This window comes from Roseobacter sp. YIN89 (genome assembly GCF_057219365.1).
Genome location: NZ_JBXVVD010000003.1, coordinates 23,283 through 50,067 on the forward strand (window position 1 = coordinate 23,283; position 26,785 = coordinate 50,067).

At 57.1% G+C, this 26,785-nt stretch carries 8 protein-coding genes; 4 read left to right on the plus strand and 4 right to left on the minus strand.

What is annotated here, in order from left to right:
- Window positions 1-26 precede the first annotated feature (26 nt).
- From AC2D8V_RS12640 to AC2D8V_RS12655, 4 genes are all read right to left on the minus strand, one after another.
- On the minus strand, window positions 27-254 hold the full coding sequence (locus AC2D8V_RS12640) for a Flp family type IVb pilin (RefSeq protein WP_484733931.1): 228 nt from the start codon (window positions 252-254) through the stop codon (window positions 27-29).
- A gap of 517 nt (window positions 255-771) precedes the next feature.
- Window positions 772-3,309, minus strand: coding sequence for a CARDB domain-containing protein (locus AC2D8V_RS12645; RefSeq protein ID WP_484733932.1), 2,538 nt, complete (start codon window positions 3,307-3,309; stop codon window positions 772-774).
- Between the two features lie 140 nt (window positions 3,310-3,449).
- On the minus strand, window positions 3,450-5,045 hold the full coding sequence (locus AC2D8V_RS12650; protein ID WP_484733933.1) for a gamma-glutamyltransferase family protein: 1,596 nt from the start codon (window positions 5,043-5,045) through the stop codon (window positions 3,450-3,452).
- Window positions 5,046-5,077: 32 nt separating this feature from the next.
- The gene (locus tag AC2D8V_RS12655; protein WP_484733934.1) at window positions 5,078-5,761 is read right to left on the minus strand and encodes a fumarylacetoacetate hydrolase family protein; all 684 of its coding nucleotides are present in this window, start codon (window positions 5,759-5,761) and stop codon (window positions 5,078-5,080) included.
- 290 nt (window positions 5,762-6,051) lie between these two features.
- On the opposite strand from AC2D8V_RS12655, the gene AC2D8V_RS12660 reads away from it, so the two are divergent.
- From AC2D8V_RS12660 to AC2D8V_RS12675, 4 genes are all read left to right on the plus strand, one after another.
- On the plus strand, window positions 6,052-7,398 hold the full coding sequence (locus tag AC2D8V_RS12660; protein ID WP_484733935.1) for a TolC family protein: 1,347 nt from the start codon (window positions 6,052-6,054) through the stop codon (window positions 7,396-7,398).
- A 4-nt stretch (window positions 7,399-7,402) separates the two neighbouring features.
- Entirely contained in the window at window positions 7,403-9,556 is a 2,154-nt protein-coding gene (locus AC2D8V_RS12665) for a type I secretion system permease/ATPase (protein ID WP_484733936.1), read from the plus strand.
- Window positions 9,556-10,872: an HlyD family type I secretion periplasmic adaptor subunit gene (locus AC2D8V_RS12670; RefSeq protein WP_484733937.1), complete on the plus strand. Its 1,317-nt coding sequence runs from the start codon at window positions 9,556-9,558 to the stop codon at window positions 10,870-10,872. Before AC2D8V_RS12665 ends, AC2D8V_RS12670 begins: the two co-directional genes overlap by 1 nt.
- A 329-nt stretch (window positions 10,873-11,201) precedes the next feature.
- A complete protein-coding gene (locus AC2D8V_RS12675) occupies window positions 11,202-26,777 on the plus strand; it encodes an Ig-like domain-containing protein (protein WP_484733938.1) in 15,576 nt (5,191 codons plus the stop codon).
- The last annotated feature ends 8 nt before the right edge of the window (window positions 26,778-26,785 follow it).

A 26,785-nucleotide genomic window follows, 5' to 3' on the forward strand; every position in this document is an offset into this window, starting at 1 on the left:
GTCGGGAAGGGGAAACCGCGACTGTATTAGTCGGTGCCGGCGCCGCCGGCAGCGTCGGTGAAGTTGCCGTTGCCAGCAGGAACCATGGCGCCTTGTGCGGAACCCATGTTGTTGTCCACCTGGTTTGCCATGGTGATCAGGCCGCCTGTGCCGACAACAACTGCCAGAACAACTGCGATACCGTATTCAACGAGTGTCGCACCCTTTTCGTCACGGGAAAAACGGGCTGTGAGAGCTTTGAAAGTAGAGCGCATGTGAAAATTCTCCTAGTTACATTACGCGTTGTTGGAACCGCGCTGAAATGCGGCGCCAGCCAGAACCAACACGATCCTGACAACACTTTTTTAACTAAATGCAGGAGGTTAAGCGTCTCCCCAAACGGGTGACTTTGCACCCCAAAGGGGTTTGGTGGCGGAATTATACACGTAAGGGTAGCAATTCGGGCGCCGTTGCGCGGTTTTCGTGGCGAAAATGTGGCGCGATTCGGACAAGCTGCCTGATTCTGTTTTGACCTGCGGCGCGGGTCGGGCAAGGCTAGGAGACCCCTTTTCCGACCCGGTGCGCCCGGTACATGCATAAGATGTCGCGCAAATACGGTCAGAATGTGGCAACAAACGGACGATTGTGGGCAAGCGTCTTTTTTTTTCGCGCTGCACAGGCACAAACAGGCTGTGAGCTCGGTGCTGGCAGCAAAAAGCCCCGGTGCTGCTATACACCGGGGCCAATTACTGACTGTGCGGCGACGCTCGGAGCGCCGATGCGTCGTGTGGATCAGGCAAACACGTAGATGGAGTCGTCGTAAGAGAAGTTGTCAGCGCTTAGATCGGAGCTGTCGACGCCTTCGAGCAGGATGCTCGAGCCATCGATATAAGAGATCAACGTGCCCGCGGCAGTCTGTGTCATATCCGCAAAGGGATCATAGGTCGCGCCATATTCGATCTGAAAGACGATCAGGTCTTCGGTAACATCGAAGTCGGTTATCGTGTCGTTACCGTGCCCTGATGGGAAAGGGCTGTCATCGTACCGCGTTACACCGACGTAGTCCGCACCTTCGCCTAGTGTTATGATGTCATCACCTTCATAGCCTGCGATGCTGTCGTTCCCCGCACCGCCGTTGATAATGTCGTCAAAATCGCTGCCTTCGGCCACGTCATTTCCCGCGCCCAACTCCAACCGTTGCACCTGCGTGTCGTAAAGGCTGACCAGATCGTCGAAGTCGGTCGCAACAACCCCTTCAAAGTTGCGATAGTACGCCTCGGTTCCGTAGGTCAAAGGATCCGTGAGTGCCAGAACATCCGGCCCTTGACCAAAGTCGGCAAAGAGCGCGATGCCCTGATCAAAAGCAGAAAAATCTGCGGTGTCCATTCCGGCGCCGCCGTCGACGTCGTCAAAGCCTGCGCTACCAGTCACGGTGTCATCGCCGCCCAGACCCAAGATAACGTCGGCCTCGACTGTGCCGGCCAGCAGATCGTCACCTTCGGTACCGGTAATGACAGGCGGGCCTTCTGGTGCTTCCAGCGCAAGATCAACGTAGAATATGCTGTTGCTGGCGTTGTCATCGGGCGAGGTGAGCGCGACGATCAGCGTATAATCGCCCGCAGCGATCTGCTCCATAAAGGTGGAGCTAACTGGCAGGCTGACACTGCCGCCGGCCGATACCGTGATCGAGCCGAGATTGACTTGAATGTCATCACCGCTGATGCTCGTGTCGGTCGAGAGCCATGCGGTAACCGTGCTGGTGCTCTCGATACCGCCGACATTAGTCACATCCACCGTATATTGCAGGGTGACCCCATCCTCGTCGATGAGCAGGTCCGACCCCGGATCAAGTGTGACCGCATCAATGGCCAGATCGCGGGTTGGGCCTGTGAACGTGACTTGCTGAGTAATCACGTTGTTGGACGTATCCGCGTCGGTGCTGCCGTCGCCCCAGGATATCTCGCTGATGACATAGTATGTGCCGGGCGTGAAATCGGCTTGAAAATAGTAAGAGGTGGTCACCGAACCGATTTGGCCGGTAAAGGTGCCGCCGGTGATACCGAGGATCGACTGATCGTCGGCAGACACTTGATTATCAGTGGAAAGATAAGATCGTATCTTGAAATACGAGGGCGTCGATGTGCCGACGTTCGCATAGTCGTAGGTCATCTGGATTTCGCCACCGCCATTGAGATCAAGATCAGTGCGGGCCGCCAGCGTTGCGGCGTTCAGTGCCAGATCAGCGCGCGGCGCATTCAGCGTGATCGCCTCTGACGCAGTGTTGTTTTCGGGTGTGGCGTCTGTTTCACTGCCTGTCCATTCAACGCGGGTAAGCACTTGCCAGTCGCCGTCATCTGTAGCTTCGGCGAGTGTGCCGGTCAGTGTGCCACTGGTGCTAACACCGGGCGCGGTCTCTCCGATCTCCTCGGCGATTTGCGCGTCATCGGCCGAGATCGTGCCGTCACGCGACAAAAACGCCACAACGCGGTAGTCGGACCCTGCCGTATTGCTTGTATTTTCAATGGTATAGTCGACAGAGATCGTAGCGCCCCCACCAAGTTCGAAGTCGCTGTCACTGCGGACTGAGGCAGCATTCAGGCGCAGATCGGTCAACGGTGCATCCACCGTGATCTGGATCCAGTCTGTCAGGTTGTCCGCTTCGTTCTCTTCGTCGATTGCGTTGCCCGCGTCGACCCGCACCGCGACCCAGTAGGTGCCGGGTGCAAGTGTATCTGCTGAAATATTGGCGGTGAGCACTGCGCTGTCGCCGGACTGCAAGGCAGCAGCGGTTTGCGTATCGGCAATGCTAAGTACCGCGCCGGCGTCAGGTGCAGTGGCAATCAGCAGTTCGTAGCTTGAGGTGTCTGCATCCGCCGCGCCGTCCGAGGACAGGGTAAAGCTGACAGCCGTGCCTTCGCCGGGGGCGAGAGACGTATCCGCCACGCTGAGCGCGCCCGCAGCAAGATTGGCCTGAAGCGGTATCGCTACTTCGGCAGCCGAAAGAGTCAAATCGGCGAATTGAAAGACTTCGACGCCAGAGACGGTGTCGGTGCCATCAGGACCGCTGATCGAAAAGACACCGGCGCTGATCTCGGTAATGTCGTAGTCGCGGCGGTTGCCCGCGTAGACAACCGTGTCTGTCCCGCTGCCGCCCTTGATGACATCGTCTCCGGCACCGCCATCAAGTGTGTCGTTACCGCGACCGCCCTGCAACGTGTCGTCGCCGCCAAGCCCGAAAAGGGTGTCGTTGCCGTTGCGGCCTTTCATCATGTCTGCGTTTTGGGTGCCGGTAAGCGTGTTGTCACGCTTGTTGCCATTGATGTTCGCCATTCAAATAACCTCTAACCATTAGCCGCGCGTATGCCGGCGCTGCTTTACTCGTTTAAATTCCCCGAGCGTGAGAGAGCGGCCCAAATAAGGCAAAATTGTGGCAGAGGCGATTTCGGGCAGCTATTGTCAACCTGACGTGGTCAAAAGCCCATTGCAGCGCCATCTTTGCGCGGATCGGACCCGGCGACGTAGCCACGATCGGGCAGGCGGCGGATCAGTTGTGCGCCGCCAAACCCGAACGCGTCGTCAAATGCATCAAGGCTGACCGCATGCCCCATGGCGCGCAGCCGGTCGGTTGTCGCCTCGGGCATCGAGCTTTCGCAGGAAACGCCAAGGCCCTGCGTGATGCGCCAGCGCGGCGCATCGACTGCCATCTGCGGGTCCTGTCCGAAAAGCTCGGTGCGCAGGGTCATTTGCACATGGCCCTGCGCCTGCATCGACCCGCCCATCACGCCAAAACTCATCAGCGGAGCATCGTCTTTTATGAGGAAGCCGGGGATGATGGTGTGGAACGGGCGCTTGCCGGGGCCGACATGGTTCTGGCTGGCGGGATCGAGCGAGAAGCCCGCGCCGCGGTTTTGTAAAGCGACCCCGGTTCCCGGCACAACAACGCCTGAGCCGAAGCCCGCATAGTTTGATTGGATGAACGACACCATCATGCCCGAGGCATCGGCGGCGCTGAGATAGACGGTGCCGCCATGTTTTGGCGCGCCGGCCTGCGTGTCGGTGGCGCGGTCCGGGTCGATCTGGCGGGCGCGAGCCGCCAGATAACCGTCATCCAGCATTGCATCGATGGTCGTATCGCTCATCGCCCGAGGATCGGCGACGTAGGTTTCTGCATCGCGCAGCGCCAGCTTCATCGCCTCGATTTGCAGGTGCAACGCTTGCGGGTCGTCGGCATCAAGATCTCGTATCGCGGTATGGGACAGGATGCCCAGCACCATCAGCGCCGCGATACCCTGACCGTTCGGCGGGATTTCGTGTAGTGTAACGGTATCAAAGCTGCGGCTGATGGTGCCGCACCAGTCAAAGGTGTGCGCGGCCATATCATCGACTGTCAATGCCGCGTTGTGTCGTGCGGCAAAGGCAGCGATTTCCTCGGCTATTTCACCTTCGTAAAACGCCTTGCCTTTTGTCTCGGCAATCAATTTAAGCGTGCGCGCATGGCCGGGGCTTGTGAAATATTCGCCCGCGACGGGCGCACGTCCGTCGGGCAGAAACGTGTCGGCGAACCCGGGCTGAGCGCCGAGTTGCTGACCTGCAATGTGCCACAGGCTCGCTATGATGGGCGAGACAGGAAATCCAGTCTCGGCGTATTTCACAGCGGGCTCAAAGAGCCTTGCAAACGGCAGTTTCCCGAATTTTTCTGACAGTGCTACCCACGAAGAGACAGCGCCCGGTACGGTCACGCTTTCCCAGCCCCGAAACGGCATTTCGTCCTGTCCCGCAAAGCGGTTCGCGCTCCATCCGGCGGGGGAGCGGCCCGAAGCGTTCAGACCGTGCAACTGCTGCCCATCCCACAGGATTGCAAAAGCGTCCGAGCCCAGCCCGTTGCCGGTGGGTTCAACCACTGTGAGCGTAATTGCAGTCGCCAGTGCTGCGTCCACTGCGTTGCCGCCCTGCGCCAGCATTGACAGGCCCGCTTGCGCGGCGAGGGGGTGCGACGTGGCCACCATGTTGTCGGCGGCCACCGCCGAGCGGCGGGACGGATAATGGTGCGAGGCTCTTAGGTCCATGTGACTACTTTCTGATTTCAGATGTTGGCTGGTCAGATAACCCGAACGGTCATGCTGCCCAGTCCTGCGGCGCTGATCTGCATAGTGTCGCCGCGCTTGACAGGCCCGACGCCCGCCGGTGTGCCGGACAGGATCACGTCACCTGCGGCAAGGGTGAAGTAACAGGACAAATAGGCGATCATCTCCGGCACTTTCCAGATCATCTGGTTCAGATCGCCTTCTTGCCGCGTCTCGCCGTTGACCGTCAGCGTGATGGGGCCTGCGTTGGGGTGACCGACGTCGACCACCGGATGCACCGGGCCTACCGGCGCCGAGGCTTCGAAAGCTTTGCCAATCTCCCACGGGCGGCCCATTTTTTTGGCATTTGCCTGCAGGTCGCGCCGCGTCATGTCCAGCGCCAGCGCATAGCCGAACACATGAGACAAGGCATCGTCTTGCGCAATATCTTTGCCGCCGGATTTCAGGCACACAGCCACCTCGGCCTCGTGGTGCACATCACTGCTTTGCGCCGGATAGGGAAACCGTCCAGTTGTGTTGAGGTCGTCGGGGTTCTTCTGAAAGAAAAAAGGGGGCTCGCGATCCGGATCATGGCCCATTTCAATCGCATGCGCGGCGTAGTTGCGCCCAATACAATAGACGCGACGGACGGGAAAATAGCCGCCTCCTGCTACGGGGAGCGCAGGAACACGGGGAGGAGCTATGACGTAATCTGTCATGGTCAGTCTTTCGATTGAATGCGTTCCACCGGTCTACTCAATCCGTCCGGCGGGCGCAAACAGCGTCACTGGCCAACAAGGCGGGTACTACCATAGCGCGAAATGTGCATGCTTTCGTGTTTTTCCAGCCACAACGTAAGGGTGAAAGCGCGTAAACCATTTTGCGCCGTGAAGAAAACCGTCTAGCATTCCTATTTTAACGAGCCGCATTTACTGGACAGTACGCGAGGTTTGACGTGCCAATTAACAAGAAAGACTTTTTGCAAGGAGCAGCAGCTCTTTCTGTTTTGGTGCTGACAGCAGTATTGCCGCAGGACGCGTTCGCGGAAAACATAAGGGATGCGGTGCAGCGTTCCTTTGACAACAGCGACGCGCGCAAAGTTGCCATCGCGTCGATTTCCGCACAAAACCGGAGCGTCGCCATCGCGCAGGGCGAGCGGGGGGTGACAGTCGACCTGTCTGCCGAAGCGGCAATCGAGAATATCGACGATTCAACACTGTCGGGATCGCCCGATAACGATGACACCGATTTTGCCCGGCAGATTTCGATCACTGCAAGCTACCCGTTGCTGGACGGCATGCGCTCTCTTAATACTCTTTACCGCGAAGCGACGCTTTTGGATGCCGAGATCATCAGGCTGGCGGATGCTGCGGAAACCATCGCGCTGAATGCGGTGCAGGCGTATGTCGACGTGTACCGTCGTCAGCAGATTGTTCAGATTTCGCGAGAAAATATCGCTGTGCACCGCAAGATCGCGGAACAGGTGGACTCGCAAGTGGATGCGGGCAAACTGTCTGAGCCGGACCGGTTTCAGGCGAGCGACAAGCTGCTTGCAGCGCGTCTGGCGCATGCAGATGCAAAGGCATCTCTGAGCGACGCGCTCTCGACATACCAGTTTGTTATTGGTTCGCAGCCACGCGGGGCGCTGTCGCTTGGCGGTTCTGTGCCGTCGCCCGGCAGCCAGTCGAACGCAACACAGGTCGCTTTGCAAAACAGCAATCTGGTTAAGATTGCCCAGAAAGATATCGATGCGCTGAAGTATCAAAGTGCCGCGGAACTGGCGCAGTGGCAGCCGCAACTTGATCTGTTTCTGCGGGGCGCGTTTGAAGAGGACGTAGAAGGCTCGCCCGGCACTGAATCTACCCTGTCAGCCGGTGTTCGCCTGAATTGGACGCTCTACAAGGGCGGAACGAAAGAAGAGACGATCGCGCGTGCACGCGATCTGGAAATGCGCGCCTATTACCGCAAGAAGCAGGTCGAGGACGAGGTGCGCAACCTTGCCCGCAAAGCCTGGAACGCTTACGCAGCGGCAGTAGAGCGTAAACAGTTGCTTGATCGTACGGTGGCAAACAACGAAAAGATCCGTGATGCGTTCCGACGTGAATTCGAGGCGGCCAAGCGGCCGCTCTTGCAGGTGCTGGATGCGGAACGCGCTCTCTTTAACCTCAAGGTCAGGCGTGCCAATGCGAATTCGTCCGTTGCCTTCCAACGGTATCGCATTCTGGCGGCGCAAAGCCGGCTGGCGCGTCATTTCGGCCTGTCATCCTTCGGTGGTGTGCTCGATCCGAGCTTTGAAACGCGTGTCATTGCCGCGCCGCGCGAAGGCTTTGACATAACGCTGCCGCCGCTCGAATAGGCCCGTGCAAAACGACACCACCGATACGGCCCCCCCAAGTTTGATTGCGGCAGTTGGCTGGTTGGCAGCCCATCATGGGCAACCTTTCACAGAGACTGCGTTAAAGGCCAGGTTGCCGCAAGGGTTCGAAATGGCCGGACCCGACGCAGCGGTGCGCGCGTTGGATGCCACCGGGCTCAAGGCGCGCGCCCTCGACCGACCAGTGACGCGGATCGACACCGGCAGCCTGCCAGCGCTGATTTTTGACACAGATGGCAGGGTACGTCTTTTGCTGGCGCTGGATACCCGCGCCGACACCGCAGAAGTCTATGATCCGGTCTCCCGGGATGCCAAGACCTTAAGCGTTGCGCAATTGCGCGCCGAGACGAAGCAAAGCCTGCTCGTAGCACCGAAAGAGGCTGTGGTCACGTCACGTCTAAGCCCGGATGCGGTGGCCATCGACCCCGAGCAGAGCCATTGGTTGTGGTCCGAGTTGCGCCGTCACAAGGGTGCGTGGGCGCAGGTCGCACTTGCGGCGCTGGGTGTAAACCTCGCCGGGTTGGCCCTGCCTATTTTTGTAATGAACGTCTTTGACCGGGTGATCCCGAACCTTGCTTTCGTCACGCTCATGACGCTGGCTATTGGCGTCGTACTTGCCATGGTTCTGGACCTTTTCCTTCGAATGCTGCGCAGCGCGATTATCCAGCGGGTGTCGCGCCGTGCCGATCTGTCGATCGCCTCAAAGCTGTTCGGTTACGCCCTGCGTCAGCGTATTCTGGCGCGCAGCGGTGGCGCTGCGGGCGCGATCACCAACCTGCGCGATTTTGAGATCGTGCGCGATTTCTTTACCTCGTCAACGCTGGTGGCGCTGATTGATCTGGTCTTTATCGGGCTCTTCCTTTTTGTTCTTTGGGTCATCGTAGGTCCGCTTGCCTGGGTGCCCATGGCTGCTATCCCGGTGATGATTGTGATCGCGGTATTGGCGCAGATCCCGATCTCGCGTGCGGCGCGCCAGACCCAGCAGATGAACGTCAAGCGCAACGTCGTACTGATCGAAACGTTGTCCGGTCTGGAAACCATCAAAAGCATCGGCGCAGAGCCTGTCGTGCAACGCGAGTGGGAAAACGCCGTCGCCGCGTCTTCGCGGGTCACCGCACAGACGCGCAACTGGTCGACCTTTACCGGGTCGGCCACGGCGCTGGTGCAGCAACTGGTCAGTGCCGGTATCATTTGCTGGGGTGTTTTTCTTGTGTCCGAAGGCGCGGTGAGCCTCGGTGCGCTTGTTGCGGCTAATATTCTGGCAGGCCGTATTCTCGCCCCGCTGGCAGGGATCGCACAAACGATCTTCAGGGCGAATTTCGCCATTTGGTCGATGCGGTCCATCAACAATTTTGTCGAGACCGAAATGGAGCAGTCCAGCACGCAGCGCAGTGGCTTGCGCGTCAATCAGGGGCGTGTGCGGCTGCAAAATATCAGTTTTGCCTACCCAGAGGCCAAGGTACACGCGCTTCGTGATATCTCGCTGGAGTTTGAGCCTGGCACGACGACCGCACTCTTGGGTCGGATCGGGTCGGGCAAGTCCACGTTGGGCAAAGTGCTCAACGGTATCTATCTGGCGACTGAGGGCACGGTGCTGGTCGATGGGTATGAAATTGCCCAGTACGACCCGGCAGAGTTACGCGCGGGCATCGGTTATCTGCCTCAGGATCCTGTTTTGTTTACAGGGACGATCCGGGAAAACCTTGTCATGGGCATTCCTGACGCAAGTGAAGACGATATTCTGCGTGCGCTTGATCTGGCGGGTATCGGTGACTTTGTGGCGCAATTGCCGGAGGGCACGAATTTTTTCGTCGGCGAGCGGGGTGAACGGCTGTCCGGTGGGCAGCGCCAGTCGATTTCGCTGGCGCGGCTGTTGCTGCGGCGTCCGTCATTCATGTTTCTGGACGAACCGACAAACGCGATGGACCACCAGACCGAAGCAGTGGTGATCGAGCGGCTTCAGCGTCTGCAACGCGAAGGGGTTGGCATGGTCCTGTCGACACACCGCATGTCGCTGGCAGCAATAGCCGAGCGATTTGTGGTGTTGGAAAAAGGGCAGGTGGCAATGAACGGCCCGCGCGAACATGTCATGCGCCAGCTTACCGGCGCTGCGCCGACCGCGCTTCGGGGAGAGGGCTGATGTTTTCGCTGCGGATCGCCGATGAGGAATACGTCAACCGCCCCGGCGGGCGCGATGCGGGCGCGGGGCTCTGGCTGCTTTTGCTGGCAATCCTGTCATTGATCGGGGGCTTTGTTGTCTGGGCGTCGATCTTTGAAATCGAAGAGGTTACCCGCGCTACAGGTCGCGTGGTACCCAGCTCTCAGGTGCAATCGGTACAGTCTCCCGAAGGCGGTGTCGTTGTGGCCATAGAAGCCTCGGAAGGCGACGTGGTGGAGCCGGGACAGGTATTGTTCCGCATTGACGATACCCGGGTGCAATCCAGCCTTGGCGAACTAGAACAACGGTTTCAGGCGCTGTCGGCGGAACTTGTGCGGCTCCGCGCAGAGGCTTTAGGTCAAGACAGACTGAACTTTCCCGAAGACGCCGGTCTCAACCCGCGCGCCGTGGCGGCTCAACAGGCGGTTTTTGATACGCGGCGCAAGCAGTTAGAGCTGGAACTTACAGTTCTGCGCGACCGGCTCGCGCAACGCCGGGCCGAGCGCGAGGAACTGGTCGCAAAACGCGCGCGGCTTGAAGCGGTCGCAGCGCCGTTGCGGCGCGAGGTGGAAATTTCCGAAGGGCTGTTTGACGAAGGTACATTTTCAGAGATCGAGATTTTGCGGCTGCGCGGGTCGCTGGCCGAGATCGACGGCGACCTGATGGTTCTTGCGGCTTCGGAAGACCGGGCGCAGGCGAGCATCAACGAAGTACAGACGCAGATCAGCTCTGCCCGATCAGCCTATGGTCTTGCCGCGCAGGAGCGCATTTCGGTCGTTCTAGGAGAGTTGGCAGTTGTCGAAGAGACGCTGCGCGCGGCGCGGGACCGGGTGTCTCAGACCGCACTGCGCGCGCCGGTACGCGGGACCGTGAACCGCATCAACGTGACCAATGTGGGTAGTGTGGTTCAGCCGGGCGCGCTGGTTGCCGAGATTGTTCCTCTGGATGGATCGCTGCTCATTGAAGCTGAAGTGAACCCCCGCGATGTTGCCTTTGTGCGTGTCGGGGCACCGGCGTCCGTCAAGATCACCGCCTATGACTATCTGCGCTACGGCGATCTGCCCGCAGAGGTGGAGCGGATCGGTGCGGATACGTTGCAGACAAGTGAGGGCGCTCCATATTTTCAGGTCATGCTGCGTACTCAGGAAACTGGGCTGACCGGAGAAGGCGGGGAGGCACTGAGTATCTCGCCCGGAATGGTGGCGAGCATCGACATACAAAGCGGGCGCAAAACTGTGCTGGAATATCTGGTGCAACCGGTGCTACGCGCGCAGCACGAGGCTCTGCGCGAACGCTAACGGCCCAACGATGCAAGTGATCTTCGCAGCCCCACCAAGCACCGCTGCGGATGTGAGTGATTCTGTGCCTCATCAGGGCGGGCTGCACGTGTGGCCAGACTGCCTGCGGTTCTCTACCTTTGGTTGAATTTGGGCGCGGCGCACGTGGAGAATTTTGCAAAAACTGTACTATTGTCCACGTCTTAGCGGGAAAATCGCCGAAATGTGCCGATTTCACATAGGCGCATGTGCTTTGTGATGTAGCCTGTCTCAATAGTCAGATGCCGGGCTCTGTGGAAATATTTTAACCGCACCGAGAGCTGGCATCGCGCCTTGGTTGGGGGCTTGGCATGATTGGTGGTAATATTGGCGCATCCGTTGCGTCGCAAAATGAATTGGCGATTGTGGTCGAAAACGGCACGGCAACCTTGCCGGATGCTGCGACCATGTTCAGAGGGACCTATGCCAAGGATGGGCAGGACCTCACGATCACCTATGGTGATGGGCCGGCGATCCGTATCATCGACTATTTCAGCACAGGCTTTCCGCCCACGCTTGTGTCTCCGAATGGTGCACAGTTACAGGGCGATACGGTCGTCCGGCTGGCTGGTGCCGTGGACAACCGATTGGCGCAGGCCAATGACGCGGCCCAAGAGCTTGCCAATGCAATCGGCCAAGTGGAAAGCATTAACGGCACAGTAACCGTCACCCGCGCAGACGGCAGTGTTGTGACACTGAGCGACGGCGATCTGGTCTTTCAAAACGATGTTGTGGCAACCGGCGCCAATTCCTCGGTATCGCTGACCTTTGTGGATGGTACGATCTTTTCGTTGTCCGCCGAGTCGCGCATGGTGCTGGACGAGTTGATTTACGACCCCAATGGCGGCAACAACTCTTCTGTTTTCAATCTGGTCCAAGGCGGGTTTGTCTTTATCGCCGGCGAGGTCGCCCCGACGGGAGATATGCGCGTTGAGACGCCCACTGGTGTGCTTGGCATTCGCGGTACCACGGTCGAGGTGCGAATCCGCGCCGAAAACGGTGTCATTGAAGTGCAGGTCGAACTGGAGGTCGACCCCGACGGTGGAATAGGTCAGGTCGAAATCCGAGATCTGAGCGGTGATCTGATCGCTGTTATCACTGACACTGAAAGCACATGGGTGATCTCGTCCGCTGAAGGGGAGACCCGAGAAATACCGAGAGCGGATTCGCAGGCAAGCGATACCGGTTTGTTGCAACAGGCGATTGCCGCATTCCGAACGGCAAACGCCCGAGTGGACAGCGGCGATACCTATGTCAGTCAGGCGCGCACGAACGCCGGACAGCCGGATGACGATGATGCCGAAGAGGAGGCCGAAGAGGACGTCGCGCCAGAGGATTCTCCGGAAGGTGACCCAGAAGGTGGCGGTGGGAGCGCCGAGGACGACGGCGAAGAAGGCGAGGCCGAGGAGGGCGAGGCCGAAGACGCGCCAGTTGGTGACACTGGCGATGAAGAGGTGTTGCAACAGGATGGTGACGCGCCTGCGCAGGATGACGCCGACGCTGAAGGTGTTCCCGGTGCACCTTTGCCTGACGGCGAGCCGACAGCACCGGAAGGCGAAGACAGCGGCGCGCTGGAGGCACCGGCGCCGGGAGAAGACGGTGTCGTCGAAACCGTCCAACTCGATCAAAGCGGCACCATTGAGGCTGCCGACGCGCAAGACCCGGACGCACCAGACGCCGAACAGGTCGAGACAATCCAGTTAAATGCCGACGGCAGCATTGCCGCAGGTCCCATCCAGTCAGAGGCACCTGTCGTTCCGGGGGCCGCGCCTGCTCAGGAACCATCAGCAGAACCCGCAACTGTGCAGGCTGCCAGCTTTGACACCAGCCCGTCCTTTGCTTTTGGAGATACGCAAGAGTTCAGCTCCGGATTTGACAGTTCGCTTGATTTCGGTTCGGACGTTGGGGATTTGGGCAGCTTTGCCGAACCCGGAACGACAACCGGTAGCGACCCCGAATTGGGTGACGTCTCTGGCACTGCGGCGCTGACGGAGGTCAGCTCGGAGCTTCAGGCAGAGACAGAGGTGGACCCAGCGCCGCCCGTAGAAGGCCCTACAAACGACCCATTGGCAGATGAGCCGAGCACCCCGCAGAATGCACCGCCTCAGGCCACGGGGGGGCAGGTCATATTCTTTGATGATCAGGCCGGGCGCGAAGGTGTCCTGCCGGGAGTAGATCCGGAAGGCACCCCGCTGACTTTCGCCTTGGCACAGGAACCGAGCAACGGTTCCGTGAGTATTGAAGAAGAAACAGGTGTCTTTGAATATACGGCTGATCCGGGCTTTTTCGGTGAGGACACTTTTGGGTACACCGTTACGGATGCCTTTGGCGCGACCTCGACCGTCGGGGTGGTTACCGTTTCGTACAATGAGACCAACCTGCCACCCGTTGCAGGGGATGATACTGCGTCTGTAGATGAAGACAACGCGGTGGTGGTCACGATTTTGGGCGGCGACAGCGACCCCGAGGGCGCCACCTTGACGGTGCAGAGCATAACGCAACCCGCAAACGGTACGGCGGTTCTGCAACCGGACGCCACAGTGCTTTACACGCCCGACGCAGATTTTTCGGGGCAGGACAGCTTTACCTATATCATTTCTGACGGGTTCGGCGGAACGGCGCAGGGTACCGCCACTGTTGTGGTCAATCCGATCAATGACGGCCCGCTGGCCTTCGATGACGATGTAACAGTGGACGAAGACGGGACCGTCACCTTTGATCCGGTTCAGAATGATCTGGACCCTGATGGCGAAACGCCAACCGTCACCGCAATTTCACAGCCGTCCAACGGTGTGGCCATCCTCAACCCCAACGGTACGATCACCTTTACGCCGGATGCTGATTTCAATGGCAGTGACACGCTGACATACACCGTATCTGACGGCGCGGGTGCGGCGGCTCAGGCAACCGTGACCTTCACTATCAACCCAATAAACGATGCGCCAATAGCGACGCAGGACAGCGCCTCGACGGTTCTTGATACGCCTGTTACGCTGGATTTGCTGGGGAACGACAGAGATGTTGACGGCGACACGCTGAGCATCGTTTCGTTGGGGGCACCCGAATTTGGAGATTTGGAACAGCAACCCGATGGCACTGTTGTTTACACCCCGAATGCAGGCTTTTTGGGTTCCGACAGTTTCACATACACGATTGAAGACACCAGCGGTGAAACGGCTCAGGCCACGGTAACAATCACAGTTGATGAAGAGCCTAACACGCCACCGGTCGGCAATGATGACATAGTGCAGGCGGTAGAAGATACCGCGACCGTTTTCGCCGTATTGGCCAATGACAGCGATCCGGAGGACGACGAGCTTTCCGTACAAAGCGTTGGCGCGGCTGATAACGGAACCGTCGTGCTGCAGCAGGACGGTACGGTTCTTTACACGCCAGATGCCGATTTCAACGGCAGCGACAGCTTTACCTATGTGGTTCAGGACGCGCGGGGCGAAACGGCCACCGCTACCGTCTTTGTCACAGTCACCCCCGTCAATGACCTGCCCGTAGGGACGGATGACACGGATATTGTGATCGAGGACACGCCTACGGCGATCAATGTTCTGACCAATGATCGTGATGTGGATGGCGACAGCTTGCGCGTCGCGGCAGTGGGCGCGGCAAGCAACGGTGCGACTGCGGTGCAGCAGGACGGTACTATCCTCTATACGCCCAATCTGAATTACGCAGGCAGGGACTCTTTTACCTACGATGTGGTTGACGATCAGGGCGGCACCGCCACAGCGACCGTGAATATCACGGTGTCGGGCGTACCGGATGATCCAATTGCGACTACAGACACAGCCGAAACGTTGGAAGACATACCAGTTGTCATAAACGTTCTTGAAAACGACAGCGACCCCGATGGCGATCCGCTCACAATCATCAACGCAACCCAAGGTCAGAACGGTGCGGTCGTTATCAATGCCAATGGAACGATAACCTACACGCCTGACCAGAACTATTCTGGTTCAGACAGCTTTGGATACGAGATCAGTGATGGTCAGGGCCGGATCGGTACCGGCACTGTTTTTGTAGAGATACAAGGCGAGAATGATACGCCGGTCGCGCGAAACGATGATTTCACAACAACCGAGAACGGTGTGGTTCAGGGGGACGTTTTTGCGGTGAACGGCGATGTGTCGCTGGGCGCCGATTTTGACCCTGATGGTGATGAACTGACATTGGTGTCAGCCTCAGACGGGCAAGGCGGCAACATCCGGATTGATGGGGTCAATATCATTCTGCCCTCTGGCGCGACCATACGGTTTTTCCCGGACGGCACGTTCACTTATGATCCCGGCGGGTTTTTCAACACAACAACAAGGTTCGAGGCGCTGGGCGACAACGAGGTTGACGCCGAGGTGTTCACCTATGTGATCGAGGATCCGGCTGGCGCACAGGCAACCGGGACAGTTTCGATTACCGTAAACGGCGAGAACGACGCGCCAGTGCCCAGCCTTGACCAGTATGACGTCACCGAGGACGGTGTTGTCAGCGGAAACGCGATCACAGACACCACCACCCTGTCGCAGGATTTTGACCCCGAGGGCGACCCTTTCGAGATCACCGCGATCAACGGTGTTGCACTTGCAGAAATAGACGAAGACCCTGGCACGGCGGGTGCTCAGATCACTGTCGGGTTTGGTGGCCAGCTCACAATCGCCGCCGATGGCACGTTCAGCTTTGACACGGCTGGCGCTTACGAAGACCTCGGGGACGGTGCCGGCCAACTGACTTCTCGCTTGCAGACGGTCGAATACACAGTCACGGATATCAATGGTGCCAGCGCCTCGCAGTCTCTGCGTTTCTTGGTCAGCGGCGTCAATGATGCCCCGGTCGCGGTGGACGATAGCGCGACAACGAACCAAGGCACCCCGATCATCATCAGTGTGCTAAGCAATGACACTGACGTGGATGGCCCGACGCCGACAATTCAAAGCGTAACAGACGGGGCCAATGGCACAGCCGTCGACAACGGCGATGGCACCATCACCTTTACGCCGGCAGACGGTTTTTCAGAAGGCGAGGCGTTCTTCACTTACACAGTGGTTGATGCTCAAGGTGCGACATCAACTGCGACAGTAACAGTGGATGTGCTGGCGGTTATCAATCTGCCGCCTGTCGCGCAGGATGATGCCTATAGCGTCTCTGAAGACGGCGTTTTGCAGACGGACGTCGATATCGTCGGCGTGTTGAACAATGATAGCGACCCCGAAGATGACCCGCTAACAGCGACCGTGATCGACCAGGTGTCGAACGGTACGTTGGAATTCCAATCGGACGGTAACTTTACCTATACACCGGATGCGGATTTCAACGGGACTGATGGTTTCACTTACGAAATATCCGACGGCAACGGTGGAACTGATCTGGCGCAGGTTGAAATAGTTGTCAGCGCAGAGAACGATTTCCCCGTGCCAGCGGACGACACCGGGTTTGCGACGCCATTCAATACGGTGTTGACGATCAATCCGGCGGCTTTGCTCGCCAACGATGTGGACATTGATGGTGAGACGCTGACGATTGCCAGCGTCCAAAACGCCTTGAACGGTACTGTTGGTTTCGACGGAAGCGGCAATATCGTCTTTACACCGGATGCAGGCTTCACGGGTCAGGCCGAGTTTGGTTATACCGTCGATGACGGGACCGGAACGGCCAACAGTCAGGCCAGCGCCACAGTCTTATTGAACGTTGGTGCCAACCAAAACCCGGTTGCCGCAAATGACACGTTGACTGCGAATGAGGAATTCAGCGGCCAACTTGTCGGCAATGTCATCGACCCGGGCGGCAATGGTGGTTCAGATACCGACCCCGAAGGCGGCACGTTGAGCGTGACGGCGGCAAGTATAGGGGGTGTGGCACTGACAATTGGTGCGGCCAACGCCCTGGAAAGCGGTGGTTTCCTGACGATCGCGGACACCGGGGATGTATCCTTTGATGCCGATGGTCAATACGATGCGCTAACCCAGACAACGGTGCAAAACACAGAGACTTTCGAGTTCGACATCAACTACACGATCGCCGATGAAGGCGGCGCGACTTCAAATGCGGTTGCACGGGTTATTGTCGAAGGGCGGAATGACGGACCGGTGATCAACCCTGACACGGTTGATACCGTCGAAAACGTGCCGCTTGTGATTGATGTGGCGGATCTCTTTGCAAACGACACCGATGTAGACGGCACTACGCTTACCCTGTTCACCGTGTTCAACGCGGTGAACGGGCAAGTGACGGACAATCAGAACGGTACAATCACCTTTACGCCCGACACGGATTTCATCGGTCTGGCAAGTTTTATCTATCAGGCCGCCGACGAAGCAAATTCGGTAGCCGGTGCATTTGTTACCGTCAACGTTCTGGAAGCAGCAAATGTTGCCCCCGTCGCCAACGATGACAGCGGTCTGTCCACCGGTTTTGAGTCTGCATTGCAGATAGACCCCGTCACTCTCTTGGCCAATGACACAGACACCAATGATGATCCACTGACTGTCACCGGGGTGACAGCAGGAACTGGCGGCACCGTTGCTCTGAACAACGGTCTGATTGACTTTACACCGGACGATGGCTTTGCCGGAACCGCCACATTCACCTACGACATTTCGGACGGTCGCGGCGGCGTCTCGACAGGCTCGGTGTCCGTCGATGTAGGGTTTCCAAATGGTGACATTGTCAGCGACTTCTCTGACGGGTTGCAGGGGTGGACGGTCAACAACGACGGCATTGCGTCATGGAGCTCGGTTGGTGGTAACCCGGGGGGAGCGGCGCGCGCCGATGATCAGGAACTGCAAACGCTATACTACTGGGTCGCGCCCACAGCCTATCTTGGCGACAAATCCGCCTATTCGGGCGGTACGCTGAGCTTTGATCTGCTGGCCAACGGCAGCGGGTTCAATGTCGACAACCAGCCTGACCTGATCTTGCGCGGTGGTGGTCTGACAATCGCTTTGGACATCGGGCGGCCGTCGGATACGGAATTCACTGATTATACCGCGTTTCTCGATTTCCGCAGTGACTGGCGCCTCAATGGCGAAAACGGCGCTGCTGCCACCGAGGCGCAGATCGATCAGGTTCTGGCCGACCTGACGTCTATCGAGATCCGAGGGGAGTATCAGGACGGCTTTGATGTCGGCTTCCTCGACAACGTGGTGCTGGCGCTGCCGGTGCCCAACCAGCCGCCGGTGGCCACTGATGATGCGGGTTATATTCTTGCCGGTACCAGCCTGAACATCGACGTGCTGGCGAATGACAGCGATATCGACCTTGATCCACTTTCAGTCACCTTGGTTGATAATCCGACAAATGGCACCGCGTTGATCGAAGCTGACGGGACGATCACCTACACGCCTGATAATGGATTCACAGGGACAGAAACATTCACCTACACGGTGGCAGATGGCGTAGCCGGTTCCGACACCGGAACGATCTCCATCCGCGTTGAAGCTCTGGATGCCAATATCATTTCCACCTTTGACAGCAATCTCGACGGCTGGACCGTGTCGGATCCGCTGTCTGAACTGACGTGGGATGCGACGGGCCAATTCATCGAGGCAGACGACGGGACGACAAATGATTTCTACTATTTCGTCGCGCCATCGGCCTACCTTGGCGACAAATCGTCGTTCTCCGGCGGGGCTTTGAGCTTTGACCTTCAGGCATTCTCGACGGAGGCAAATAACAACGGCGCCCCTGATCTGCTGCTGACCGGTGGCGGGCTTACCATTGCGGCCAACTTCGGCAGGCCATCTGAGGTTGAATTCACGAATATTTCCGTTTTCCTAGATACGCGCACCGATTGGCGGATCGACACCGAGGGCGGAGCGGTTGCGTCACAGGCTCAGATTGATCAGGTGCTGGCCGACCTGACGTCGCTGCAAATTCGTGGCGAGTATTTCAATGCGCTGGAGGAAACTACACGGCTCGACAATGTCGTCATGTCCCGGCCTGATAACCTTCCGCCTGTTACACAGGATGATGCGTTCACCACAACAGAAGACGATGTGGTACTGGGCGACATTTTTGCGGATAATGGCAGCGGTGTTGACGTCGATCCGGAAGGGTCAGGTCTGACACTTGTGTCTCTCACCAGCCCATCATCGGGTGTCATTCGCATTGACGGGGTCACCGTGTTTTTAAGCAATGGTGCGCTGTTTGAAATGAATCCAGACGGCACCTTTGAATATAATCCTGCGGGTCTGGGCGGGGTCGTAACAGAGTTGGAAGCGCTGGGAGATGGCGAAACCATCACCGAAGTTTTCACCTACACTGTCGAAGATGACACAGGCCTGAGCAGTACAGGCACGATTTCGATATTGGTGGCAGGATCAAACGACGCTCCTGTTACAGGGCTTGATCAATACAATATCAATGAAGACGAATCTGTTTCGGGAAATGTCCTAACGGATACGACAACCGCCGGTGGGGCTGACTTTGATCCCGAAGATGATTTCTTTGAGATCACTGGCATCAACGGACAGTTGCTGGCGGATATTGACGAAAACGGAGCACTCGACGGCACTCAGGTTGCGCTGAGTGGCGGCGGCCAGCTGACAATTTTCGCAGACGGCGCGTTCACATTCGATACAGCCGGCGCTTACGACGATCTGGGTGGTGTCGGGTCATCGACCCCGCTGACATCCGAAGACTTCCAATACACAGTCACGGATGTAAACGGTGCAAGCTCGATCGGTGATGTGAGCATCTTGATCTCTGGCCTGAACAGCGATCCGGTTGCGATCGGCGATCCACTGGTGACGCCGGAAAACACGCCGCTGACCATCGAAGCCGCAGATCTCGCCACAGACCCGGACAGCACGACACTGGCATTCGACAGTTTCACCCAACCTGCCAACGGCACGGTGCAGCTTCAGTTTGACGGCACGCTGACCTACACCCCGAACAATAATTTTGCGGCAACCGATACGTTTAGCTACACGATCATCGACGGTGACGGTGGATCTATCACAGCGGTCGCGACGATTAACGTCAGCGATGTGAACGTGCCGCCGGTTGCGCAAGACGACGCCTATAATGTCGCCGAAGACGGTTTGCTGCTGGTGCCTGTAGGGGCCGGTGTTTTGACTAATGACGACGACGCTGACGGCGACGGGCTGACGGTGTCACTTTTGACCGACGTGTCAAATGGCAGCCTGACGCTCAACGCAAATGGCAGCTTTGACTATGATCCGAACCCTGATTTCAACGGTACGGACAGTTTCACTTACACACTCACGGACGGGACCGACACGGTTTCGGGCAGCGTCGAGATCACTGTCACACCGGTGAACGATCCGGTGACCATCAACGCGGTTACAGGTGACGACCAGCTTGATTTGCAAGAGCAAACCACCCCTGTTCAGATTTCTGGGACGGCTGAAGTAAACGGGTCGGTTCTCATCTCCTTTGGTGCAGAACAGCAGACAGTGGCAACAGATGCCAACGGGAATTTCAGCACCACCTTCAGTGCCGATGTTATCCCGGATGCCACCTCTGTTCTGGTGACGGTGGACGCGACCGATGAATTAGGCAATGCGGGCGGGTCTAACTCCCGCCTTGTCGCGATTGACCAACCCAGCTCCGCAGCGACGATCAATGTGGCGGGCCCCATATCCAACTTTGAATTCCCTCAAAATCCGGGCGACTTCAATATCAGTGGAATGCCGTACGACGCTGTTTTTGACGAGATTGACGCCAATACTTTCGTCGAACGCGCCCTTACGATCGACAGCGGCACCGAAATCCGCTGGACAGCGGATGACGGCCGAACCTTTGCTTTCACGGGCACAGGTCTGAACTACGATGTTGGAACGGGTGTCGTGACAGGGCTGCAGATTGGCTCGCCAACGGATCCCGATTTTTACGCCGTTTCAGGTCTGTCCAACACGCTTTCGGAAATTAAGCAGATCATTGCAGATACAATCATTCCCGGGGGATTGGACGAGGCACCTTTCAACGGCCTGTTTGGGCAGTATGCAATTACTTTCAACGGTTCCGAAGGCCGGGACGAAGTGGACTTCAGCAATTTCAGCCAATTTGGCGATACCTATTTCGGGAACGGTGGTGATGATGAGTTCTGGGGCGGCTTGGGTGACGATACGTACTTTGGCGGCTCGGGCGATGACTTCTTCCTTGATGCCGAGGGCAACAACAGCTTCAACGGTGGTACGGGCGAATTCGATTTTGTCAGCTATGAGGCGGCCTCTGGTCCGGTTGACGTCAATCTGAATTCGGGTACCGCCATCAAAACCGACGGAACCACCGACAGCCTGACAGAGATCAACGGCATTATCGGATCCGCCTTTGCCGACACCGTCCAGTTAGACGACAACGCCGAAACGAACATAGTTCTTGGTCTAGCGGGCAATGACACTCTTATCGGCGGTGCCTTCAGCACGGATATTCTGGACTATAGCCGGGACTCGCGGTTCACGACGAACACCACCGGTGTCGTCGTCAATCTTGCACTGGGTCTGGCGACCGACCTTTTCGGCAATACTGATGTTATTTCCGGGTTTGAAGGGGTCTTGGACACGGAGTTTAACGATACACTCACGGCGAACGACAGCGGCATCTTCTTTATTGATGTCGGAGGGAATGACAGTCTGACGTCGGGCGCGGGTGATGATAACTTTTCGCTTGGTGCCGGCAATGACACGGTGGTCTATACGGCCGGTGAGGATTTTGTGCAGAACTTCGTCTTTGGCGAAGACACATTGGATTTCGACGGCGATGCGCTGACCTTCATCAACAGTCTGCAACTGATCGATAACTCGGTGCCAACCATTGTCGACTCGGTCATCTTTCAGTTCACCGACGATCTGACCAACATCTTCAGCCTGACGGTTTCCGATCTGACCTTGTCTCAGGCACAACAGATCGTGAATGACCTTGGGCTGGGCGGCGGCGATATCATTGTCGACAATTCAAGCAATGATATATCCGGAACCTCGGGCGATGATAACTTCCTGATCCAAAGCGGTAATCCGCCAGATAACTTCCGTTCAATCGAGGGGTCACTGGGCAATGACACCATTGATTTCACCCTGAACACCTTTCAAATTTACAACGAAATCAACTACAATTCGCTCAATAGCGACCCGATAGTTGTCAATATCAACCTTGATGGGTCTGATAGCACGGTCAACAAGGGGGCCGCAGGAAACGATACGCTGGTTGACGTGCAGTCCTCGGCAAACTGGGGTTTTGGCGTCATCGGGACCCAGTTCAACGATACTTTCGTGGTCAATTACGATCCGAATGCCTTTAGCTTTGTTCTGATCGGTGGGGCCGGGGGGCAAGACACCGTCACGATGAATGGGGGAGGCGACGGCTTCTTGCGCCTTGAGGCGAACGCGGGCCCCAATATCAATGCCACGCTCAACGACGGAACGGGCAACGGTACCGTCACTTCGGCAAACGGTGACACCTACACCATCGTCTACAACGGTGACGTCTCAAACAACCGGGTTGAGTTGAATACCGGCAACGGCAACGACAGCGTTCTTGGCACCGCGTTTAACGACCGCTTTATTCTTGGAGCGGGGAACGACACACTGGATGGCGGACTTGGCTTTGATACACTCCGATATGACCGGAGTGCGGTCACCGGCAGCGTCACGGCCAATCTTGAGGCTGGAACTGCTTCAGGCGAGTGGGATAGCCTCGCGTTCAGTCACTCGCTGACCAGCATCGAAGAGGTTCGCGGGTCGTCCTTCGGCGATGTTCTGATCGGGTCCGACACTTTTGAAGTACGTTTGGAAGGCAACGCCGGTAACGATACGATCATTGGTGGTCAAGCTAGGACTGGCATGCGCATCGGCGAAGGCGCAGACAGCGTCATCTATAGCAACGGCAATGACTTCGTTTTGGACTTCAACCCGCTGGAGGACAGTCTTGAGATCGCGGGTGTTGCGCTGACGAACATCGGCTCGCTGCAGATACGGATCGAAGATGAGGACATCGCGGGTGGCGGTACTGCCACGCGGTTGCAATTTGACATCGACGACACGACGTTCTTTGGCATCAATCTGGACAATGTCACAAACCAAGAAGCCTACGGCATCTTACAGGCTACATTCGACACCTTCACGACGGGCGTTACGATCGGACTGAGCAATGGTGACGGTTTTGTTTACGGTTCACCTGGTGACGATGATGTTACGCTGCAGGGGCGGAACACCGGCAACTTTGAAACTGCGCGTGCCTCGGTTGGCGACGACATATACAGGTTGGTCAACTTCGTGCCCGATAATTATCACGAGATCGATTACCGTAGTCTTGGCGACATCGGTATTGAAGCGAACCTCGACATTGATGCGGCACAAAGCACGATCACCAAAGGGCGTTCGATCTTTATTGGCACTGACACTTTGACAGGTCTGTTGGACGCGGCGGACAGTGGGATCGGAATATTCGGGACCATTGGTGATGATGTCTGGAACGTCACACAGTCATCGATCGATAACGGTTTCCTTGCGATTTACAACTTCGGTGGTGCCGATGTGCTCAACCTGATCTCGGGGCGAGGCACTTTGCAGGTAAATATGGGCTTTAACGCGAGCGACGTGGTGGCAGATCTTGCCGCCGGTACCGTGAGCGATACCATCAGCGGTGACACCTGGCAGATCAACTATAATGGCGGAGACCGGAACTTGGGTCGCCTGGAGTTGGCAACTGGTGACGGCAATGACGATATTCTGGGGTCGGTGTTTGACGAACGGTTCATCCTCCGCGCGGGTTCCGACACCGTAGACGGCGGCGGCAATGGGCTGGACCGTGATATCATCAAGTACGACCGTAGGGGTGTTGAAACAGGTGTTACCGTTAATCTCAGCCTCGCGACCGCGGTCGTCACCGGCTTTTGGGACGGGCAGGCGTTTTCCCATACGCTTATCGATATCGAAGGGGTGCGTGGCTCTCGCTTTGACGATGTCCTGACCTTGGGCGATGCGTCCGCCGAACTCGTCGGCAACGAGGGTAATGACAGCCTCACGTCAGGTATTGGCGACAACTACATCGAATTGGGCTCCGGTGCAGACACGCTTGTCTTCAATGCCGGGTTTGACTTTGTTGAAGATTTCAACATGGCAGAAGACTCACTAGAATTTACTGGGGCTGCTCTGGCAAACATCAATACCGTTCAAGTAAGAGATGGTTCGTTCGATAACCAAACGCGCCTGAATTTCGAATTCACGGACGAATTTGGCAACGATTTCCAACTGAGATTCCGAGACTTAACGGTCGACGACGGATTACAGCTTTTGGCGGGGTTCGGCATCACTGGTGAGACCATTAACGCCACCGCCGGAGATCCACGAGTAAGTGGGACGATCGGGGATGATACGATTGTCTTGTTTGATGGCACAGGCTTTCAGGATATTGACATTGATGCTTCTTTTGGCAGTGACACCTATGATTTTACGAATTTTGGTGACACGAATTTTGTGTTCATGGACTATAGTAACCTCGGCCCGATCGGACTTGTGGTCAACATCGACCAGAACGCATTGAACAGCACGATCCAGAAAAGTACCTACGGCACTGACACTATTGTCGCGGTGAACGACGAATTTGGCATGGCTGGGACCAGAGGTGACGATAGCTTTACCTTAGTTCTGGCTAATTTCATCGACGGCAGCTACTTGGACATCGGCTTTGTCGGTGGGCAAGATATTGCGACGATTACTGGTGGCAATGGGCTTATCCGGTTGAACCCGACGTACGACGATGTGGATGTCTCGGTTGAATTGGCAAATATTCTGGTCGACGGCACAGCCTTTTCAACGACCGCCATAGGTGACCGTGTCGATTACACATTCAATGGAGATCTGTCGCAGACTGAGCTGAATATTCGCACTCGCAATGGCAATGATAGCATTGAGGGGAGTGGTCTGAACGATCAGTTCATTCTTGAAGCGGGCAATGACACTGTCAACGGCGGAGGCGGTCGTGATCAGCTGCGCTATGACCGCAATGGCATGGATACTGGCGTAAGCGTGACATTAGGTGATGGTGTGGTCACGGGGCAATTCGAAGGTCAGGCTTTCACGCATACCTTTACCAGTATCGAAGCCGTCCGAGGGTCAGACTTTGCCGATACCTTAACTGCTGGCGATTTTGACAGCGACCTGGAAGGCCGCGGGGGAAATGACAGCATCGTCACCGGCATCGGCAATGACTTCGCGCGACTGGACGGTGGCAATGACACGCTTGTGTATACGGCTGGTAATGATTTTGTTCCTGATTTCGATCCAATTGAAGATACGCTGCAACTCGCTGGCGCGGCTGCGGCCAATACCGGGCGGATCAACCTTTTCGAGTTTGACGTAGACGGCACAACCCAAACCCGTATCGACTTCAATGACGGTCAGGGCGCTTTCTTTGGCCTTGATCTGTTTGGCGTCAGTAACGTCGAAGCAGCGGGTATTATCAACGGCATTTCGACGACAGGTACCAGCTTCACAGGCGGGTCGGGCGACGACGAAGGGTTCGGGACGCTGGGCAACGACACGATTGATGTCGGTTCGAATAATTTCGGGTTTGACCGCATCTGGGGATCGTTCGGCGATGATAGTTTGATCCTGACCAATGCAACGCCCTCGACTTTTACTGAATTGGATTACGGCGGGTTGGGTGTGATCGGCATTGATGTGACAATCGACGCGGGACAGGCCAACGGAACAATCGTAAAAGGGCCGGGCGCTATTGGTGGTACTGACACGCTGGTCGGCGTCAATAACGCCTTCAACGATGAGGGCTTGGCCATTGTCGGATCCCAAGGCGACGACACGTTCAACATCACACAAGGCACGTCACAGTTTTCGTGGTTCGGGATTTACCACGATGGTGGCACAGATCAGGTGAACTTCACCGCCGGCGACGGAACTCTGCGGCTGCGCATCGATAACGACAGCAGTGGTGTCAACGCAAATATCGCCGGGAATGTGATTTCGTCGAATAACGGCGAGGTTTTCAACCTGAATATTTCGAATGTCACAAACAGTTTCCGGCTGAGCATCGAGAGCAACAATGGCACGGACACGCTGACAGGCAGCATCAACAACGAACAATTCATTCCCGGCGCGGGCAGTGACACGATCAATGGCGGGGGCGGTTTTGATAGTGTCCGTTACAACAGCAATGGGGTCGATGCGGTCGATGTCAATCTGGAAACCGGCGTTGCGACGGGGACATGGGATGGCCAGTTCTTTACACATACTCTCATCGACATCGACCGCGTCGACGGATCGCGCAACGACGGTGACTCCCTGACGGCGGTCAACAGCGGTGTTGAAGGTAGTCAACTTGATGGGCGCGGTGGAGATGACACGCTGAATGGTGGTTTGAATGACGACACACTGATCGGAGGTAACGACAATGATGTGATCATTGGCGGTGCCGGTAGTGACTTTATTGATGGCGGTTCTGGCTTGAATGATCTGCAAGGTGGTATTGGCGACGACGAGCTATACTGGGATATCGCGGCGTCTTCTACTGTGTCGGGCGGGGCGGGCTTCGACCGACTGTTCTTGGCCGACGCAGGCAGCTTTGATCTATCGGGAGTGGACTTCAACGGCAATGTGACAGGGCTGGAAGAAATCAGCACCGAGAACGGATCGGACTTTGATAGCGTCACCCTTTCCGCGCAAAACCTGCTTGATCTGACGGCGTCAGCCGACAGCCTGCTGAACACGATCTTCGGGAATGCATTGCTGGTCACCGGACAGGGGAGCGACCAGCTAAACCTGACCTCGGGCTCCAACTACAGTTTTGAAGGCACGGATGTGGATAACGCGGGCCGAAATGTAAACGTGTATTCCTATTCTGACGGGGTCAACGCCGCTGTCATTGCCGTAGACGAAGACGTCGCCGTCAATCAGGTCGCGTAAGTGGCTGC

Excerpts from the sequence above, each read along its gene's own strand:
- AC2D8V_RS12640 (WP_484733931.1), bottom strand. The coding sequence starts at position 254 with ATGCGCTCTACTTTCAAAGCTCTCACAGCCCGTTTTTCCCGTGACGAA.
- AC2D8V_RS12645 (WP_484733932.1), bottom strand. The coding sequence starts at position 3,309 with ATGGCGAACATCAATGGCAACAAGCGTGACAACACGCTTACCGGCACC.
- AC2D8V_RS12650 (WP_484733933.1), bottom strand. The coding sequence starts at position 5,045 with ATGGACCTAAGAGCCTCGCACCATTATCCGTCCCGCCGCTCGGCGGTG.
- AC2D8V_RS12655 (WP_484733934.1), bottom strand. The coding sequence starts at position 5,761 with ATGACAGATTACGTCATAGCTCCTCCCCGTGTTCCTGCGCTCCCCGTA.
- AC2D8V_RS12670 (WP_484733937.1), top strand. The coding sequence starts at position 9,556 with ATGTTTTCGCTGCGGATCGCCGATGAGGAATACGTCAACCGCCCCGGC.
- AC2D8V_RS12675 (WP_484733938.1), top strand. The coding sequence starts at position 11,202 with ATGATTGGTGGTAATATTGGCGCATCCGTTGCGTCGCAAAATGAATTG.